Origin of the sequence: Streptomyces arenae, from assembly GCF_022343545.1 — a bacterium.
GTDB lineage: Bacteria > Actinomycetota > Actinomycetes > Streptomycetales > Streptomycetaceae > Streptomyces > Streptomyces humi.
In genome coordinates, this window is sequence record NZ_JAKQYH010000054.1 from 41,078 (window position 1) to 59,313 (window position 18,236).

Here is an 18,236-nt window from a genome sequence, read left to right on the forward strand (position 1 = left end):
CTGTGACGGGGCCGTGACCGCTATTCGGTCCGCAGGCCGTCCGGGCGCATCAGCCGCAGCAGCGGCGGCAGGCTGAGCAGGGTCACCGCGACGACGATCCCCGCGCCGATCCCGGTCATCGACAGCACGCTCGCCCAGTCCACGCGCAGCGGCACCGCCGTCATCTTCATCAGCACCCCGCCGAGCGCCAGCCCGACCGCCGTCGCCAGCAGCAGGCCCAGCGTGATCGGGATGGCCGTCTGCCACAGCACGGACAGCGTGAGGGTACGGCGCCGGGTGCCGAAGGCGATCAGCGCCGACAGCAGCTTCCTGCGCTCACGCAACTGCTCCAGCTGGGAGACCAGCAGACTCGCCCCGATCAGGGCCAGGACGGCGGCCGCGCCCACGAACAGTCCGGTGCGGATGGTGTCGAACTTCTCGTCACGGGTGGTCGCCTCCCAGGTCCAGGTGTAGGCGAGCGGGGCGATGCCCATCGCGGTGGTGCGCACCTGCTCCTCGGCATCCGGCACCGACGGGTCCAACCGCAGGTACACGCTGGCGCGCAGGGCGGTCAGCGCCTTCGCGGGCAGCGCGGACGGGGTGACCAGGACACCGCCGAGGTCGGTGCTCAGCGCGTTCTTGCGGGTGGGTACCTTCGGGAGCTTCGCCGGCACCGTCCAGGGCGCCTGGACTCCGGAGCTGCCCGTGTAGACGGGATCGACCCACACCTTGCGGCCCGGCGCCAGCAGTTTGCGCGCGGCCGGTTCGTCGGACCAGGACGCGGACAGGAAGGCGTCGCCCTCACGGCAGGACGGCAGGGTGGCCACCTCGCGCAGCGCCGCGCAGTCGCCGACGATGAGCTGCATGGTGGTGTCCGGGTCGCGGCGCTCGGCGCTGTACTCCGTCCGGGACAGCGCCACCGCCCCCTTCACCCCCGGGGTCCCCTTGAGCTTCGCCCCCGCGGCGGCCACCTGGACACCGTCCGGCAGGTCCACCTCCATCTGGGCGCGGTTCGGGTCCTTCCCGGTGCTCTTGGTGAAGTCGGCCTGGACACCGGAGAACAGCATCTGGAGGGCGATCGCGCCGGCCACCGCGACCGCCACGCCGTTGACCATCCGCGCGGCCGTACCGCTGCTCAACTGAAGCCTGCGCACCGCCAGTTGCCAGGACACACCGCCGTCGCCGAGCCGGCTGACGGTGCGTTCCACCACCCAGGGCAGCAGCGCGGTGATGCCGACGAGCAGGGCCAGCACGCCCCCCGTCACCAGGTACTGGTTGAAGTCCCCGTTGTCGCCGCCCTGCCCGATCATCGGGTAGAGCATCGCGAGGCCGCCGACCGGCAGCAGCAGCCGCCACCACAGCCGGCGCCGGGTGGGCCGGGCCGTGCGCACCACGCCCAGCGGTTCGATGACGACCCGGCGCAGCGCGAACAGCGTCACGAGGACCGCGGCCGCCGGTACCGCGACGGCGACCAGCGTGGCCAGGGCCGGCGTCGGGTTGAGATAGTCCGGGAAGACGCTGACCCCGAACAGCTCGACGGTGGCCGCGGCCTGACTGCCCAGCACGAAGAAGCCGGTGCCGAGGACCAGGCCGAGCACCGCGCCCGCCAGGGCCTCACCGGCGGCGATCCGGCGGACCATCCGGCCGTCGCAGCCCACCAGCCGCAGCGCCGCGAGCCGCCGGTCGCGCCGCTCGCCCCCGAACCGCACGGCGGTGGCGATGAAGATGCCGACCGGGGCCAGCAGCACCACGAAGACGAGCAGCACGAGGAGCAGCAGAATCGGGTCCAGGCCCTCCGACGAATCGTCGGAGACGTCCCCGAAGCTCTTGATGCGGCCGACCTCCGGATTGTGGCCGATCTGCCGCTCCAGCCCCGACACGCCCATGTAGTAGGCGAGTTCCGTCGGGCCGATCAGCCCCCGCTCGCCGATCGTCCCGACCACCTTCGCGGGCAGCCGCTCGCGCAGCAGCCCGTTGCCGGGCGCCTTCAGCAGCTTGTCCAGGGCGGGGGAGACGTACATCTCGCCGGCCGCCGGGACCCGGTCGACGCCCACCGGCACCGGCGCATGCGGTCCGTCGGGGTCGACCAGCCGGGCCCGGATGTCCGCGCCGTACCAGGAAGTGTTCACATGGGCGACGACGATCGTGTCGTCCGCCGCCGGGATCTTCGGAGGGGTCAGCGAGAAGTCCCTCCGCACGGCGTCCTTCCCGTGCCGGGCGTCCAGGATGTCCGGCACCGCCGCCGTGAGCAGCAGCAGTGCCACGCCGAGACCCACGCCGACGGCGGTCAGCAGGGCCCGGATCCAGCCCTCGCGGCCGCCGGTCAGGGCGAACCGCGCCCCCATGGCCAGGTCCCCGGCCCAGCGCCGTGCGCTCATACGGCCCGCTCCATGTCCCGGGACTTCCCGTCGCGTACGACGATCTCGCGGTCGGAGTAGGCGGCGACCCGGGCCTCGTGCGTGACCAGTACGACGGCCGCGTTGGTGGAGCGGGCGGCGTCGGTCAGCAGTTCCATCACGCGCTCGCCGTTGAGCGAGTCGAGCGCGCCGGTCGGCTCGTCCGCGAACACCACCCGCGGCCCGGTCACCAGCGCCCGCGCGACCGCGACCCGCTGGCCCTGGCCGCCGGAGACCTCGCCGGGCCGCTTCTTCGCCAGGTCGTCGACCTCCAGCCGGGCCATCCAGTCGCGGGCCGTCTTCTCGGCCTCCTTGCGGGAGGTGCCGTTCAGCCGCAGCGGCAGCGCCACGTTCTCCACACAGGTCAGCTCCGGGACCAGCTGCCCGAACTGGAAGACGAACCCGAACTCGCTGCGCCGCAGCGCGCTGCGCTCGGCGTCGGTCATGCCCGACATCTCCCGCCCGGCGTAGACGATCGACCCGGCGTCGGGTGGCACGATCCCGGCGAGACAGTGCAGCAGGGTGGACTTGCCGGAGCCGGAGGGCCCCATCAGGGCGACGACCTCGCCCGCGTGTATGGAGAACTCGGCCCCGTCGAGGGCGACGGTCGGGCCGTACGTCTTGCGCAGCCCCTCGGCCGCGAGCAGCGAACCTGCGGGCGCGGTCACTTGGCCACCTCCGTACGGAGCTTGTCGAGCCGGGCCGCGGTCAGCTCCAGCCACCGCAGGTCCGCCTCCAGGTGGAACAGCGCGTGGTCGCAGACGAGCTGGTCGGCGAGGTCGCCGTGGCGCTTGCGGTCGGTGAGGATCCGCATGCTGCGCAGGTGCTCGGAGCGCTGGCTGTCGAGGATGTCGGCGGCGTCGCGGTGGGTCAGCAGCGCGAGCACGACCTTGGTGTACAGGGTCGACTGGAGGTACTCCTCCGGCTTCTCCGGGGTCGCCAGCCACCTGTCGACGTCGGTGATCCCGGCGTCGGTGATGGCGTACCGCTTCCGCTCGGGGCCGCCGCCGGCCTCGATGCCGTCGACTTCGACGAGCCCGTTCTTCAGCAGCCGGGACATCGTCGAGTAGACCTGGCCGTAGTGCAGCGGCCGGTCGTGACCGAACTTCTCGTCGAACGCCCGCTTCAGGTCGTAGCCGTGGCGCGGGCCGGACTCCAGGAGCCCCAAAAGGGTGTGACCGATGGACATGCGAGCACTCTACACACGGTGTATACGCGGCATGTATACGCGCAGTGTGCAGATGATGGCTCGCTGTGCGTCCGCTGTGCCTTCGCGCAGGTGACGGCCGATTGTCACGGTTCGGCGACAGCGCGATGTCACAACCGGGCGGGTCCGTCCCGTCTCAGGTGCGAGTCGGTTTCTCGTACCTGGAAGGAGAACGCCGTGCGGGTGTTCGTGGCGGGTGGCAGTGGGGTCCTGGGACGGCGGCTGGTGCCGCGGCTGGTGGCGCGGGGGCACCGGGTGACGGCCACCACGACCGGTGCGGCCGGGCTGGAGCTGCTCAGGGGGATGGGCGCCGAGGGCGTGGTGATGGACGGGCTCGACGCGCTGTCGGTCGGGGCGGCGGTGGCCGAGGCCCAGCCGGACGTCATCGTCCATCAGCTGACCGCGATCTCCCCGGCGCACGCGGGCAAGCCCGACATCCGGCGCCCCGACCGCTGGTTCGCGCTCACCAACCGGCTGCGCACCGAGGGCACGGACCACCTGCTCGCCGCCGCCGAGGCGACCGGCGTGCCCCACTTCGTCGCCCAGGGCCACGCCAGCTGGAACGGCATCCGCGAGGGCGGCTGGGTGAAGACGGAGGAGGATCCGCTCGACCTGATGCCCGGCACGGCCGCGCACCGGGGGATGCTGGCGCTGCGCCACCTGGAGGAGGCGGTCCTCGGCGCGGGCGGGGCGGTCCTGCGCTACGGCGCCTTCTACGGGCCGGGCGCCGTCGACGACCAGGTCGAGCTGATCCGCAGACGCCAGTACCCGCTGGTCGGGCGGGCCACCGGGTACAGCTCCTGGATCCATCTGGACGACGCGGCGAGCGCGACCGTCCTGGCCGTGGAGCAGCAGGCGCGGGGCGTCTTCAACATCGTCGACGACGACCCGGCGCCGGCCGCGGAGTGGCTGCCGTATCTCGCCGAGTGCGCGGGGGCCAGGCCGCCGCTGCGGATACCGGTGTGGGTGGCCCGCCTGCTCGCCGGCGAACAGGCGGTCGTCATCATGACCGAGGGCCGCGGCTTCTCCAACGCGAAGGCCAAGCGTGAACTGGGCTGGGAACCGCGGTACCCGTCGTGGCGCCAGGGCTTCAAGGAGGAACTGGCATGAGCGCCGCGCAGAGGGACCGCGGAGGCGCCGGTGCGACTCTCACGGCGGGAGCCGGATGACGTGCGGGTGCGACTCTCACGGCGGGAGCCGGATGACGTGCGGGTGCGACTCTCACGGCGGGAGCCGGATGACGTGCGGGTGCGACTCTCACGGCGGGAGCCGGATGACGTGCGGGTGCGACTCTCACGGCGGGTGCCGGATGACGTGCGGGTGCGGCTCCCGCGGCGGTAGTCGGTGTCAGCGCGTACGCGGGTTCGGGGGCCGGCGCCCACGGGGGTGCCGGCATGACCGGGCAGGGCGGACACCGGCGAGGGGCCCGCACGCCAGGGCGCGCCGGTTCAGGCCGACGGTGGTGCGGGGGTGCCGCCGCCCGGAGGCCGTCCCCGGCGGGGCAGCGGGCCCGCCTCGCCCGGGAGGCGGCCCGCCTCCGCGAGGGCGCGGCGCAGCAGGAACTCGATCTGGGCGTTGGCCGACCGCAGCTCGTCCCCGGCCCACCGGGCCAGCGCGTCGTACACCGACGGGTCCAGCCGCAGCAGCACCTGCTTGCGCTGCTGCGGCCGGCGCCGCGGCGCCTCCTCGGGGGAGGGCGAGCCCGTCACTGGTAGAGCGTCCCGGTGTTGAGCACCGGCTGCGGCGCCCGGTCCCCGCACAGCACCACCATCAGGTTGGACACCATCGCCGCCTTGCGCTCCTCGTCCAGTTCCACGATGTCCTGCTCGGCGATCCGCGCGAGCGCCGCCTCCACCATGCCCACCGCGCCGTCGACGATCTGCCGCCGCGCGGCCACCACCGCACCGGCCTGCTGCCGCTGGAGCATCGCCGAGGCGATCTCCGGAGCGTACGCGAGATGCGTGAAACGCGACTCCACGATCCGCACCCCGGCCGCCTCCACCCGCGCCTGGAGCTCGACGGCCAGCTTCTCGGTGATCTCCTCGGCGTTGCCGCGCAGCGAGAGCCCGCCCTCGTCGTGCGCGTCGTACGGGTACTCGATGGCGATGTGCCGTACCGCGGTCTCGGTCTGCGTGGCGACGAACTCCGTGTAGTCGTCGACCTCGAAGACCGCCTGCGCGGTGTCCTGGACCTTCCACACCACGACCGCGGCGAGTTCGATCGGGTTGCCGTAGGCGTCGTTGACCTTGAGGACCGCGGTCTCGTGGTTGCGCACCCGGGTGGAGATCCGCGTGCGGGACGTGAACGGGTTCACCCAGCGCAGCCCGTCCTGCCGGATGGTGCCCCGGTACCGCCCGAAGAGCTGGACGACCCGCGCCTCGCCCGGCGCCACCGTGTTCAGCCCGCGCATCGCGATGACGGCGGCGAGGAAGACGAGGACACCCCCGGCGGCGAAGGCGGGATTCACGGAGGCGGCGACGAAGAGCCCGGCGGCGGCCAGCAGCCCCACCAGGCCCAGCAGCAGCGCGAGCCCGCCGCCGATGCTGTGCGCGGTGAACTCCCGCACCCGCGGCGCGGGCATCTCGGGTACGTCGGCGGTCAGTGATGAGTCGTGAACGGACATGGGTTCCCCCTCGAACGACGGACTGCCTAGCTCTGTTCTAGCTAAGTGATATCACTTTATCCGACGGGGCAACCCTACGTCTTCCCTGCTCGTCGGTTCCGTTGGGCGAGGTGCTGATTGTCACGTCCGCAAAAGGCGTGATCGTGCGTCCTTTGTCATAGACAGCGGTGTTAGTTTTCTGGACTGACCTGAGCCAAGTGCTTGTGTGACAGTCGCACACACGTGTGACAGCCGAGACGAAGCGGAGCAGACGGACTCATGGGACGAGCGGAAGAGAGAAAAGCGCGGCAGCGGGGCGGCCGCCGCGCCGCGCCCCGGAACCGCCCGTCCCCGCCGCCCGAGCCCGAGACGCCCGCGGCGGGCACCACCACCACGGTCGAGGCCCCGCCCGCGGCCGAGGGCGCCACCCGCGCGGAGCGCCGCAAGGCCGCCGCGAAGGCGGGCTCCGGCAAGGCGGCCGGCAAGCCGGGCAAGCCCGCCAAGGGCCGGATACGCCGGCTGTTCACCTGGAAGAAGATGCTCGGCGCGTTCTTCGGCGTCTGCCTGCTGGGCATCGGCGCCTTCGTCGCGCTCTACGTGATGGTGAGCGTTCCTGAGGGCAACGCGCTCGCGCAGACGCAGAGCAACGTCTACAAGTACAGCGACGGCACGGTTCTCGCCCGCAAGGGCACCGTCAACCGAGAGATCGTGGACCTCTCCAAGGTCCCGAAGGACGTCCAGCACACCTTCGTCGCGGCCGAGAACAAGACCTTCTACAACGACAACGGCATCAACCTGCGGGGCATGGCCCGCGGCCTCTACAACACCGCGATGGGCCGCGGCACCCAGGGCGGTTCGACGATCACCCAGCAGTACGTCAAGAACTACTACCTCGACCAGGACCAGACCGTCACGCGCAAGCTGAAGGAACTGGTCATCACGCTGAAGGTGGACCGGGAGAAGACCAAGGACTACATCCTCGCCGGTTACATCAACACCAGTTACTACGGCCGCGGCGCCTACGGCATCCAGGCCGCCGCCCAGGCCTACTACCGCGTCGACGCCGACAAGCTCACGGTGCAGCAGGGCGCCTACCTGGCCGCGCTGCTCCAGGCGCCGAGCCAGTACGACTGGGCGGTGGCCGGTCCCGTCGGCAGGAAGCTGGTGCAGGAGCGCTGGAACTACGTCCTGGACAACATGGTCGGCCAGGGCTGGCTGGACAAGTCCAAACGGGAGGCCATGAAGTTCCCGATCCCCAAGGACCCCAAGGCCGCCTCCGGCCTGGAGGGCCAGAAGGGCTACCTGGTCGAACTGGCCAACACCCAGCTGGAGAACCAGCTGATGAAGAAGCAGGGCATCACCAGGTCCGAGGCCGAGGCCCTGGTCGTCGACCAGGGCTGGACGATCACCCTGAACATCGACCCGAAGAAGCAGACCAAGCTGGAGGCGGCCGTCAAGAGCCAGCTCACCAGCAAGCTCGACGGCAAGAAGCGCAAGGTCGACAAGAACGTCCAGGCCGGCGCCGTCTCCGTGGACCCGAAGACCGGCAAGATCCTCGCCCTGTACGGCGGCACGAGCTACTACGACCACTACCTGAACAACGCGACGCGCGCCGACTACCAGCCCGCCTCCACCTTCAAGCCGATCATCCTCGCCTCCGCCCTGGAACACAGCGCCCAGACGCAGGACGGCAAGGACATCGACGCCAACACCATCTACGACGGCACCAGCGGCCGGCCGGTCAAGGGCAGTGACATCGCCTTCTCGCCGCCGAACGAGGACAAGACCGACTACGGCGACATCACCGTCCAGACGGCGATGAACAAGTCCGTCAACTCGGTGTTCGCACAGATGGGTGTGGACGTCGGCATGAAGAACGTCATGCAGACCGCCGACGACCTGGGCCTGGACACCACGGGCCTCCAGGCGGTGCCCGCGATGACCCTGGGCAGCATGGGCGCGAGCCCGCTGGAGATGGCCGGCGTGTACGCCACCTTCGACAACCACGGCAGGAAGGTCACCCCGACGCTCATCGCGTCGGCGGAGAAGACCGGCCGCAAGGTGGACATACCGAACCCGATCGGCGAACAGGTCATCAGCCGCTCCGCGGCCGACCAGGTGACGTCGGTGCTGACCGGTGTGGTCGACGACGGTACGGCCAAGGTGTCGGTGGCCCAGAACCCGCTGCGCAACGGCCAGCAGGTGGCGGGCAAGACGGGTACCTCCGACAACAACAAGTCGGCATGGTTCACCGGCTACACCCCCGACCTGGTGACCTCCGTCGGCCTGTTCGGTGAGGACGTCAAGAGCCACAACCAGGTCACGCTGACCGGCGCCACGGGCCTCATCCCCGGCACCGGCCGTATCAACGGTGGCGGCTACCCGGCACAGATCTGGGCGACCTACACCTTCGGTGTCACCAAGAAGGCCAAGTTCGACCTGGACACCGACCTGGGCGCGGCGGTCCAGCCGTCGCAGACCCCGTCGAAGTCGGCGACCCCCTCGGAGACGCCCTCCGAGACGCCCAGCGAAACCCCGACGAAGTCGGCGACCCCGTCCCGGACCCCGTCGAAGACCCCGACCTCGACCGCCCCGACGACCTCCCCGCCGGCCACGACGAACGAGCCGTCACTGCCGGTGGAGACCCCGACGGACGGCGACACGAACAACCCGCTCGACCCGGCCGACGACCAGTAGCGGACGCCCGTACGACGGGGCACCCGGCAGCGCTCCGGGTGCCCCGTCGGCGTTCGTCAGGCGGTGGGGCGGGTGTTGACGGGACCGCAGGTGTCCCAGAGGATGCCGCCCGTCGCGGTGCCGGACCACTCGCCGAGACAGGCCTGGATCGCGAGCGGCTGGCCCTCGTAGAGGTCCAGGTCGATCGTTCTGGTGGTGCCGGCTCCGCTGTGGTTCCAGTAGTAGTAGAACGTGCTGCCGAGGTTGACGACCCCGATCGCGGAGTGCCCGTCCGCACAGGTGTCGCTGACGGTCACGACCTCTCCGTACGACTGGAAACCGATCGCCCCACCGGATTCGCAGCTGGAGTCGTCGGCCCCGTAGGAATAGGCGACGTAGACCTCGTGGCCGGCGGCGTTCGCGGGGGCCGAGGCGAGACCCACCAGGGCCAGTGCGGAGACGGCCATGGCGGCACGTGCGGCGATGCGCATATCTGGACCACTTTCCTTTTCGGGTGAAAGTTCCTTTTACTGCGGCATGACTGCCACTTTACGTTCGGACCGGCGACACCCTAGCTTCGGACGAGGCGCGGGAGCCATCAATTTCCCTGCCCCTGTGCGCAGTTGGGGGTCTGTCGCACGATGTCCGAATTGTGATCGCGGGTGATTTATTGCCTGGACTTTTTGCGTGCCGCCCCCGGAAGGTAAGGGCTCCGTAATGACGGCAGAAGGAGAGTCCATGGCGGATGAAAAGGTTCTCGACGCCCAGAAATGGGTGAACGCCACGTACGGTTCGGTTTCCGGCTACGTCAGATGTCCCGAGACCGGCGTGACCGGCTGGGCCACGATGTACTCGCTCACGATGGGCCTGCAGCACGAACTGGGCATCAGCCCGGTGGTGGCGAACTTCGGGGCCGGCACGCTCGCGAAGCTCGCGGCCTACGGCAACGTGGGGCCGAACGACCCCAACAAGAACATCCTGACCATCGTCAAGCACGCCCTGTTCTGCAAGGGCTACTGGGGCGACAACGGTGCCGGGAGCTTCTCCGCCGAGAGCCTCGTCGAGATGAAGTCGGACATGGGCCTGGGCGGCTCGGCCGATCCCGGGTTCGTCCAGCCCAAGGTCTTCAAGGCGCTGCTCACGATGGACGCCTACGTACTGCTGTCCGGCGGCTCGGACAAGGTCCGGGGTATCCAGCAGTGGCTCAACGGCCGCTACTTCGGCAAGTCCACGTTCTACGTCGGCCCGTGCGACGGCCACTACTCCCGCGACGTGCAGCAGGCCCTCATGAAGGCCATCCAGTACGAACTGGGCATCCCCGAGGACCAGGTCACCGGCAACTTCGGGGCCGGCACCCAGGCCGGACTCAAGAACCACCCGGTGTCCGAAGGCGGCTCGGGCATCTTCGTACAGCTCTTCTCCGCGGCCTGCGTGTTCAACGAGCCGGTACTCTACGGCGGCTCGGCCTACGTCACCTCGTTCAAGAGCACCTTCGACGACTCGCTCACCACCTGGGTCAGAGCCTTCCAGGGCTTCTCGATGCTGGACGTGACCGGCGTCGGCAACTACCAGACCTGGGCCCAGCTGCTGGTCTCCACCGGCGACCCGGAACGGTCCGTGCAGGCCTGCGACACCCGCTTCACCATCACCGCGTCACGTGCCAAGGCCCTGTACGCGTCCGGGTACCGCCACGTCGGCCGCTACCTGTACGACCCGCCGGGCAGCACCCTCGACAAGGAGATCAAGCCGGGCGAACTGGCCGACATCTTCGCCTCGGGCCTGCGGGTCTTCCCGATCTACCAGGACAACGCCCGCCAGCTCGCCGACTTCACCTTCAGCCAGGGCTACGCGCACGGGCTGAACGCACACAACCTGGCCCTGTCGTACGGCTTCAACCGCAGCACGGTCATCTACTTCGCCGTCGACTACGACGCGACCGGCGAGGAGATCACCTCCAACATCGTCCCCTACTTCCACGGCGTCAACGCCGCGCTCGCCAACAAGGGCAAGCGCTACGTGCACGGCGTGTACGGCTCACGGAACGTGTGTACGCAGGTCACCAAGGAGACGTACGCCCGGTACTCCTTCGTCTCCGGGATGTCCTGGGGCTTCTCCGGGAACCTCGGCTTCCCTCTGCCTTCGAACTGGGCGTTCAACCAGATCAAGGAGTTCAGCTACACCACCGCCGGCGACACCTTCGACCTGGACAACGACGCGCACCGCTCGGGCTCCGACGGCGGCCAGAACAGCGTCAACAAGCCGACCACGTCGGCGGACGACCTCATCTCCTACGTCGACATGCTGTACGGCCTCGCTCTGGACTACGGCAAGGGCAACCCGAACCAGCTGGTGATGGAGTACATGCGCCACCTGGCGTACGGCGACTTCACGTGGTGGGCGCTGATCGGCGACCCGGACCAGGGGTTCATCGACTACGCGGAGAGCCACGGGGCCTATCTCTACGACGAGTTCAAGGACCCCTTCACCGGCTACCCGATCGGCGCCGAGCACCTGATGGCCACGGCCAACGCGCACTTCGTCAAGGAGCAGCCCGCGGACATCATCAACGCGGGCGCCGGCGACGTGGGCGGCTGGGGCGGCGACCTGATGACGCTCTACGGGGAGTGGCGCCGGGACTCCGACAGCTACCCTTCCGGAGCGGCCTACGTCGCCGACAAGTTCGCGAAGATCGGCGTGGACTCCACGTTCGCCTACCAGGACCTGCTGGAGGACACCGACGGCTATCTGATCGCCGAGCGGGTCCGGGACGGCAAGACCATCGTCCAGGCGGTCACCGACCACTACCGGGGGACGGGCGGCCTCAGCCGCTTCCGGGACTACTACATCCAGCGGTTCGGCGGCACGGTGAGCCTCGCCTCCGACACCGCGCGCATGATGCTGATCACCGAGAAGGACCCGGTGATCACGGTCGGCCGCAACACGCTCATCTGGGGCATCGCCGGTTACGCCACCCTGCTGCCGGCCATGCTGCCCGACGACAAGCTCACCGAGTTCGTCGACGCGTTCGGCGAGTCCCTGGCCTCGCTGGCGAGTCTCGAAAGCGGCCAGAAGACCACCCTCCTCGCCAACCAGCGCAAGAACCTGAGTTCCCGATGACACAGAGCACGTCACAGAGCACGGCACAGAGCAGCAGCAACCGGAGCCGCAAGTGGGCGGCCGGCGCCTTGGTGGCCGCGGTCGTCGCCCTGATCCTGTACGCCGTGGGCGCCCTGTCCGGGTTCACGCAGGACGCGAAGGTCTGCGCGGTCAGGGCGGGGAAGGGGGCGGCGAGCCGGCCGGAGTCCATCACGGAGAGCGCCTTTCCGCTGTCCCACGTCTGCCGGTGGGGCGACGGGACCTCGGTCGACCTGGTGCCCGGATGGCTCAACCCGCTGCTCTACGTCGCTCTGACCGGCGTGGTCGTCTGCTCGGCCCTGGCCGTTCGCGCGGCCCTCCAGCGAAAGAAGGAGCTCGTCCATGAATGAAGTCGTCCGGCACCCGGTCACCGTGGACCGCCGTCGTTTCCTGACGGCGGGCCTCGGCGTCGCCGGTGGCGCGGCCCTGTGGGCGAGCGGGGCCGCGGGCACCGCCGAGGCCGCGCCGGAGAACCGGCAGTGGCGGGGCGCCCGGTCGGCCAACGGATGGCCGGTCATCGACGCCCCCACGCCGAAGGCGATCGAGGGCAGCGGTCTCGACGTGGCGGTGCGTGACGGCGCGGTGGCCACCGTCCTGCTGCACGTCGCCCGCCGCTTCCACTACGAGATCGACGCCCTGAGACCGGGCGACGTCACCGGCCACCGGACGTCACGCACCCTCCGGCAGCCGTACGAGAGCAACTGCCTGTCCGGCACGGCGATCGCGATCCGCCCCCTGGGCTATCCGGTCGGCGCGGAGAACGGCTTCTTCCCGAACGAACTGGTGGTCGTGCGGGACATCCTCGCCGAGTGCGAGGGCGTCGTGCGGTGGGGCGGGGACGAACCGACCCCGAAGGAGAGCCATTTCCAGATAGACGTCGGGCCCGGCGACCCGCTCCTGAAGACGGTCGCCGCCAAGATCGCCGGCTGGGACGACACCCCGGGCAGGGGGGCCGGCACGGTCGACGCCTTCGACGCCACGCGGCGCCGTGCGGCCGAGCGGTGGGTACGCCGCCGGCGTGCCGCCTGACCCGGCGTCGCGACGGATCGCCGGAAGGCCGGACCCGCGCGGCGGGTCCGGCCTTCCGGCGCTCAGGTCCGGTTCAGCTCGAACCAGACGACCTTCCCGGTGCTCAGCCGGGTCGCTCCCCACCGTCTGGCCAGTCTGTTGACGAGGTACAGCCCGCGGCCGCCCTCGTCCGTCGCCCGGGCCTGCCGCAGCCGCGGCAGCTGGGGCACGTCGTCGCCCACCTCGCACCGCAGCACATCGGTCCGCAGCAGCCGCAACGTCACCGGCCGCGAGGCGTACCGCACCGCGTTGGTGACCACCTCGCTCACCAGCAGCTCCACGGAGTCGGACAGCTCCTCGAGCCCCCAGCGGGCCAGCGCCCGCCGCGCGAGCCGCCGGGCCCGGCCGGGTGCCGCGTCCTCCGGCTCCAGGAACCAGTACGCCACGTCGCTCGGCGCGATCCCGTCGAACCGGGCGGCGAGCAGCGCGATGTCGTCGTCCCGGTCGCCCGGCCCGAGCATGTCGAGGACCTCGTCGCAGAGGGCCTCCAGCGGCGGCGGATGGTCCGGCCCGGTCAGCTGCGCGGTCGCGGCGAGCTTCTCCCGCAGCTGCTCTATCCCGGTCCACACGTCCCGCAGCCGGGACTCCACCAGACCGTCGGTGTACAGCAGCAGCGTCGCCCCGGCGGGCGCGTCCAGCTCCACCGCCTCGAAGTCGACCCCGCCGACCCCGATCGGCGCCCCCGGCGGCACCCGCAGCACCTCGGCCCGGCCGCCCAGGTGCAGCAGCACCGGCGGCGGATGCCCGGCGTTGGCGATGGTGATGCGGTGCGACACCGGGTCGTAGACCGCGTACAGGCAGGTCGCCATGCGGTCCGAACCGAGCCGCTGGGCCTGCTCGTCGAGGTGGTGCAGGACCTCCTGCGGCGGCAGGTCGAGACCCGCGAGGGTCTGCGCGGTGGTGCGCAGCTGGCCCATGATGGCCGCCGACGTCATCGAGTGGCCCATCACGTCGCCGACGACGAGGGCGACCCGGCTGCCGGGCAGCGGGATCGCGTCGTACCAGTCACCGCCCACCCGCGCGGTCTCGGCCGCCGGCAGGTAGCGGGACGCCAGCCGCACCCCCGTCGCGCTCGGCAGGTGCTCGGGCAGCATGGTCCGCTGCAGCTCGTCGGCGATGTAGGCCTCCCGGCCGTACAGCACCGCCTTGTCGATGCCGAGCGCGCTGTGCGTGGCCAGCTGCGCGGCGACCAGCAGGTCGTCGGTCTCGAACGCGAGCCGCTCCGGACGGCGCAGGAACAGCGCGGCGCCGATCACCCGGCGGCGGCCGCGCAGCGGGGCGAGGATCGCGTGCTGGGCGCCCGGGACCAGTGACTCGTTGCCCTCGCCGAGGAGTTCGGGGAGGGCGGAGCGCGCGGCGGGGGAGTCGGCGAAGACCGGTCGCACGCCCCGCAGCACCTCGTTGAGGGCACCGCCGGGACGCACCTCGCACAGTTCCGCGGTGAGCGCGGCCAGGCCGACGTCGGCGGGGTCCGGCTCCGGGACCGGCAGCTGCGGGAAGCCGCCCTCGGTGTCCCGCTCCTCGGGGATCCGGTCGGTGCGGCGCAGCCGCAGCACCACCGGACCGGTGGGCCGCTCGTCGCCGACCGGCAGCGGGTCGCGCAGATAGACCAGGATCGCGTCCGAGAAGGTCGGCACGGTCGCCCGGCACAGCCCCATCACGATCTCGTCGAGGTCTATGCCCCGGGCGATCCGCCGGGTCGCGGCGCCCACGAAACGCAGCCGGTCGCCGTCCCGGCGCATCGGCATGGGCCGGCCGGGCGGCAGCCCGCGTCCGCTGCGGCGCTCCTGGGCGCCCGCGGCCCGCTCCTGTTCGGCGCCCGGCTGGGGCGGGATGGCCTCGGTGGGGCGCGGCCGGTGCGGGTCGGGCTCCGCGCTGGTGGGCTGGGCGTGCTCGGGGCCGTTGACGGAGTGCTCCTTGGACGTGCTGGTACCGGGGCCGCAGGGCGTCTCACCCGCACGGGCCTGCGCGGGTAACGCCGTGGCGCCGACGGGATGGGGCGGTGTCTGGGCCTGGGGCTGCGGGGAACGCAGGAGCGCCCCGCGGGTCTGAGCGGGGTCGGCGCCCGGCTGGGGGCGCTCGTAGGAGGTGGGGTGCTCCGTCACGCGAGTCGAATCCGTCCGTCCGGGGCTGCGCGCCGGGCACGCAGGTGGTCCCGCCGAAAGTCCGATACCCGGATTAGCTGTCCCAGGAACGGAATTCCGGCGTGGCTGGAGGCTGTTCCTGTGCCACCGGCGAACGTTCTGCGGCCCGCGTACCGTTCGCCCGTGCTGCCCTCGTACCCCTCGCTCACGTCCTGCCGCCCCTCGGTGACGTTCGGTCAAGCCCGGAGCACGGTCCGGGAGTTGCACGCGACACGTTTGATCGACGCGCCCTTGCGGAGGACGATCCTACGGTTGTGGACCGGGGGCGCATCAAGGGTCTCATGAGGACACGTGCGCGGGCGTACGGTCCCAGTCCTCCGGCAGTGACGGTACCGCCCAGGACGGGTCGGGCCGCCAGTGCTGCCAGCCGTCCGAGAACGGCGGCTCCCAGGCCCGTACCGCCTCGGCCGCCGCCAGGCCCGCGGCCCGCGCCGACGCGGCCTTCGCCGGGTCCATCAGGCCGTCCTGCTGGGCCTGCGCGAACTCGTCCTCGTCGAGCCACTCCCAGCTCCGGTCGGGGTGCACGGAGATGTCCAGGAAGTAGTCCTCCGAGTCCACCCCGCCGTCCCAACGGGCCAGCGGCTGCTCCAGGTTGACGTACCAGTTCTTGAAGTGCCAGCCCGGCTCCCAGAACAGCCACACCGACCAGGGCTCGCCGGGCCGGGCCAGCTTCAGCACCCCGGTGCCCAGCCAGTGGCCGTGTCCCACGGTCCGCGGCCTGGTGTACCGGGACTCCAGCGGCTCCTCGCGCACCGACGAACCGTCGGTGTACACGGGCTTGACGCACTCCGTGCCGGGCGCCAGCCACACGGCCAGCAGCTCCGCGTCGTCCCGTACGACGGTGACGGGGCGCGCGATGTGGAAGCCGGGCCCGGCGTTCTCCCGGTACCGCCACAGGATCTGGCTCCCGGGAGTCCAGAAACCGCTCCCGTTCCCGGTCGCGCCACCCGTTTCCCCGCGCCTCACGCGTCTCACCGCTCCACCGTCTGCCATGCACAGATATTAGGTGCCACAGGCATACGACGCTGCGGTGGACGTCACGGTTCTGGCCGGGCGGCGCGAACTGTTCGCACCCGGTTACGGCCGTGTCATCCGCAGGACATCCAGCGCCTCGTCGAGCTGTCCGACGGTCAGGTCACCCCTGTCGACGTACCCGCCCTCCAGCACCACCTGACGGATCGTCTTACGTTCCGCCAGCGACTTCTTGGCCACCTTGGCGGCCTCCTCGTAGCCGATGTACTTGTTGAGCGGGGTGACCACGGACGGCGACGACTCGGCGTACTCCCGGGCGCGTTCCCGGTTCGCGGTGATGCCGTCCACCGTCCGGTCGGCCAGCAGCCGCGACACGTTGGCGAGCAGCCGCACCGACTCCAGCACGTTCTTCGCGATGACCGGCAGCATCACGTTGAGTTCGAAGTTGCCGGCCGCACCGGCGAACGCGATGGTCTGGTCGTTCCCGATGACCTGGGCCGACACCATCAACACCGCTTCGGGCACGACCGGGTTGACCTTCCCCGGCATGATCGAGGAACCCGGCTGGAGGTCGGGCAGGGCGATCTCGGCGAGTCCGGTGCGCGGTCCCGAGGCCATCCACCGCAGATCGTTGGCGATCTTCGTCAGGCCGACCGCGACGGTCCGCAGCTGTCCGCTGGTCTCGACGATCCCGTCCCGTGCGCCCTGCGCCTCGAAGTGGTCGCGGGCCTCGGTGAACGGCAGCCCGGTCACCCGGGCCACCTCCGCGATCACGGCGGCGGAGAACCCGGGCGGGGTGTTGATCCCGGTGCCCACCGCGGTCCCGCCGAGCGGCAGCTCCGCGAGCCGGGGCAGCGAGGCGCGCAGCCGCTCGACGCCGTACCGCACCTGGGCGGCGTACCCGCCGAACTCCTGTCCGAGGGTCACCGGCGTGGCGTCCATGAGGTGCGTCCGCCCGGACTTCACGACGTCCGCGAACTCCTCGGACTTCCGGGTCAGGGCGTCGGCGAGGTGTTCGAGCGCCGGGATCAGGTCCCGGGTGACGGCGGCGGTGGCGGCGATGTGGATGGAGGACGGGAACACGTCGTTGGACGACTGCGACGCGTTGACGTGGTCGTTCGGGTGGACGTCCCGTCCGAGCCGCTCGGTGGCGAGCGTGGCGATGACCTCGTTGGTGTTCATGTTCGAGGAGGTCCCGGACCCCGTCTGGAAGACGTCCACGGGGAACTGCTCGTCCCAGCGCCCCTCGGCGACCTCGGCCGCCGCCTCCTGGATCGCCTGGGCGATGTCCTTGTCGACCACCCCCAGCTCGGCGTTCACCTTGGCCGCCGCGCCCTTGATCCGGGCCAGCGCCTCGATGTGCGCGCGCTCGATCCGCTGCCCGGAGACGGGGAAGTTCTCGACGGCCCGCTGCGTCTGGGCCCGCCACTTGGCGTGGGCGGGGACCCGGACCTCGCCCATGGAGTCGTGTTCGATGCGGTAGTCGCTCATGCCCTTGTCAGCGATCGGGACGCGGTGGTTGTTCCGGGCCGTGGGCCCATTGGCACCACCGGCGTCACCGGGTCGGGGGACCGGACCCCCGGCCGCCGGGCGGGACATCACGGATAAATGTGACTATCAGCCCAAGATGGTGGGCGACTCCCGTCGTCACCAAGGCTGGCAGGAGGACCGATCGATGCACTTCACTCCCAAGGGTCTGCTCGGCGCCGTCGCGGCGGTGTCCATAGGCACGGCGACCCTGCTGGGCGCGGCAGCCGGCACCGCCGGTGCCGCCGGCGGCACCCACCGGGCCCACTGCGACCGCGCCGAACGCCCCATCTGGAGCGGCGACCCCAGCCGCAACCTGACGGCCCGCGGCTGCAGCCTGCCGTCCGGCGAGCGCCGCTGGTACCGCGTCGAGATCGACGACCTGGTGGAGGCCCACCACACGACGGACTACCTGAACGGCCCGGTCGACCGCACCGAGAAGCTGCACGACAGGACCATCAGGTGCATGGGCTTCATCGCCGACGGCCCCACGGTGAACTGGTTCGGCTGCGTACCGCACTGACCCGCGC

Annotated in this window: 15 protein-coding genes; 6 read left to right on the top strand and 9 right to left on the bottom strand. The window is 70.9% G+C overall.

The window, feature by feature from the left end; genetic code table 11:
- Nucleotides 1–20: 20 nt before the first annotated feature.
- From MB828_RS24230 to MB828_RS24240, 3 genes are read right to left on the bottom strand one after another with little or no spacing between them, the layout of a single operon-like run.
- Entirely contained in the window at nucleotides 21–2,357 is a 2,337-nt protein-coding gene (locus tag MB828_RS24230) for an ABC transporter permease (RefSeq protein WP_301650068.1), read from the bottom strand.
- The gene (locus MB828_RS24235) at nucleotides 2,354–3,043 is read right to left on the bottom strand and encodes an ABC transporter ATP-binding protein (protein WP_301650069.1); all 690 of its coding nucleotides are present in this window, start codon (nucleotides 3,041–3,043) and stop codon (nucleotides 2,354–2,356) included. The genes MB828_RS24230 and MB828_RS24235 overlap by 4 nt, the downstream gene beginning before the upstream one ends.
- Complete coding sequence (locus MB828_RS24240; RefSeq protein ID WP_133025519.1) at nucleotides 3,040–3,564, bottom strand: PadR family transcriptional regulator; 525 nt, start codon at nucleotides 3,562–3,564, stop codon at nucleotides 3,040–3,042. Before MB828_RS24240 ends, MB828_RS24235 begins: the two co-directional genes overlap by 4 nt.
- Before the next feature lie 195 nt (nucleotides 3,565–3,759).
- On the opposite strand from MB828_RS24240, the gene MB828_RS24245 reads away from it, so the two are divergent.
- A complete protein-coding gene (locus MB828_RS24245; protein WP_301650070.1) occupies nucleotides 3,760–4,692 on the top strand; it encodes an NAD-dependent epimerase/dehydratase family protein in 933 nt (310 codons plus the stop codon).
- A 338-nt stretch (nucleotides 4,693–5,030) separates the two neighbouring features.
- Here MB828_RS24245 and MB828_RS24250 read toward each other — a convergent pair whose 3' ends face one another.
- Both MB828_RS24250 and MB828_RS24255 read right to left on the bottom strand, forming a co-directional pair.
- The gene (locus MB828_RS24250; RefSeq protein ID WP_301650071.1) at nucleotides 5,031–5,291 is read right to left on the bottom strand and encodes a hypothetical protein; all 261 of its coding nucleotides are present in this window, start codon (nucleotides 5,289–5,291) and stop codon (nucleotides 5,031–5,033) included.
- Nucleotides 5,288–6,205: an SPFH domain-containing protein gene (locus MB828_RS24255; protein ID WP_046732315.1), complete on the bottom strand. Its 918-nt coding sequence runs from the start codon at nucleotides 6,203–6,205 to the stop codon at nucleotides 5,288–5,290. The genes MB828_RS24250 and MB828_RS24255 overlap by 4 nt, the downstream gene beginning before the upstream one ends.
- Before the next feature lie 258 nt (nucleotides 6,206–6,463).
- Between MB828_RS24255 and MB828_RS24260 the strand changes: the two genes are divergently transcribed.
- Complete coding sequence (locus MB828_RS24260) at nucleotides 6,464–8,881, top strand: transglycosylase domain-containing protein (protein WP_301650072.1); 2,418 nt, start codon at nucleotides 6,464–6,466, stop codon at nucleotides 8,879–8,881.
- Between the two features lie 56 nt (nucleotides 8,882–8,937).
- Here MB828_RS24260 and MB828_RS24265 read toward each other — a convergent pair whose 3' ends face one another.
- Entirely contained in the window at nucleotides 8,938–9,351 is a 414-nt protein-coding gene (locus tag MB828_RS24265; RefSeq protein WP_133025514.1) for a hypothetical protein, read from the bottom strand.
- Nucleotides 9,352–9,598: 247 nt separating this feature from the next.
- On the opposite strand from MB828_RS24265, the gene MB828_RS24270 reads away from it, so the two are divergent.
- The 3 genes from MB828_RS24270 to MB828_RS24280 are packed head-to-tail and all read left to right on the top strand — an operon-like array spanning nucleotide 9,599 to nucleotide 13,024.
- Complete coding sequence (locus tag MB828_RS24270; protein ID WP_301650073.1) at nucleotides 9,599–11,977, top strand: glycoside hydrolase domain-containing protein; 2,379 nt, start codon at nucleotides 9,599–9,601, stop codon at nucleotides 11,975–11,977.
- Entirely contained in the window at nucleotides 11,974–12,345 is a 372-nt protein-coding gene (locus tag MB828_RS24275; RefSeq protein ID WP_301650074.1) for a hypothetical protein, read from the top strand. The genes MB828_RS24270 and MB828_RS24275 overlap by 4 nt, the downstream gene beginning before the upstream one ends.
- Nucleotides 12,338–13,024: a hypothetical protein gene (locus tag MB828_RS24280; RefSeq protein WP_301650075.1), complete on the top strand. Its 687-nt coding sequence runs from the start codon at nucleotides 12,338–12,340 to the stop codon at nucleotides 13,022–13,024. Before MB828_RS24275 ends, MB828_RS24280 begins: the two co-directional genes overlap by 8 nt.
- Nucleotides 13,025–13,086: 62 nt before the next feature.
- On the opposite strand, the gene MB828_RS24285 is transcribed toward MB828_RS24280, so the two are convergent.
- The 3 genes from MB828_RS24285 to MB828_RS24295 form a co-directional block, all read right to left on the bottom strand.
- On the bottom strand, nucleotides 13,087–15,168 hold the full coding sequence (locus tag MB828_RS24285; protein ID WP_133025510.1) for a SpoIIE family protein phosphatase: 2,082 nt from the start codon (nucleotides 15,166–15,168) through the stop codon (nucleotides 13,087–13,089).
- A 318-nt stretch (nucleotides 15,169–15,486) separates the two neighbouring features.
- Nucleotides 15,487–16,200 (bottom strand): cytidylyl-2-hydroxypropylphosphonate hydrolase, encoded by a 714-nt coding sequence (fomD, locus tag MB828_RS24290; RefSeq protein WP_301650076.1) that lies wholly within the window; start codon nucleotides 16,198–16,200, stop codon nucleotides 15,487–15,489.
- 84 nt (nucleotides 16,201–16,284) lie between these two features.
- A complete protein-coding gene (locus MB828_RS24295; RefSeq protein WP_301650077.1) occupies nucleotides 16,285–17,670 on the bottom strand; it encodes a class II fumarate hydratase in 1,386 nt (461 codons plus the stop codon).
- Nucleotides 17,671–17,854: 184 nt separating this feature from the next.
- On the opposite strand from MB828_RS24295, the gene MB828_RS24300 reads away from it, so the two are divergent.
- On the top strand, nucleotides 17,855–18,229 hold the full coding sequence (locus MB828_RS24300) for a hypothetical protein (RefSeq protein ID WP_301650078.1): 375 nt from the start codon (nucleotides 17,855–17,857) through the stop codon (nucleotides 18,227–18,229).
- The last annotated feature ends 7 nt before the right edge of the window (nucleotides 18,230–18,236 follow it).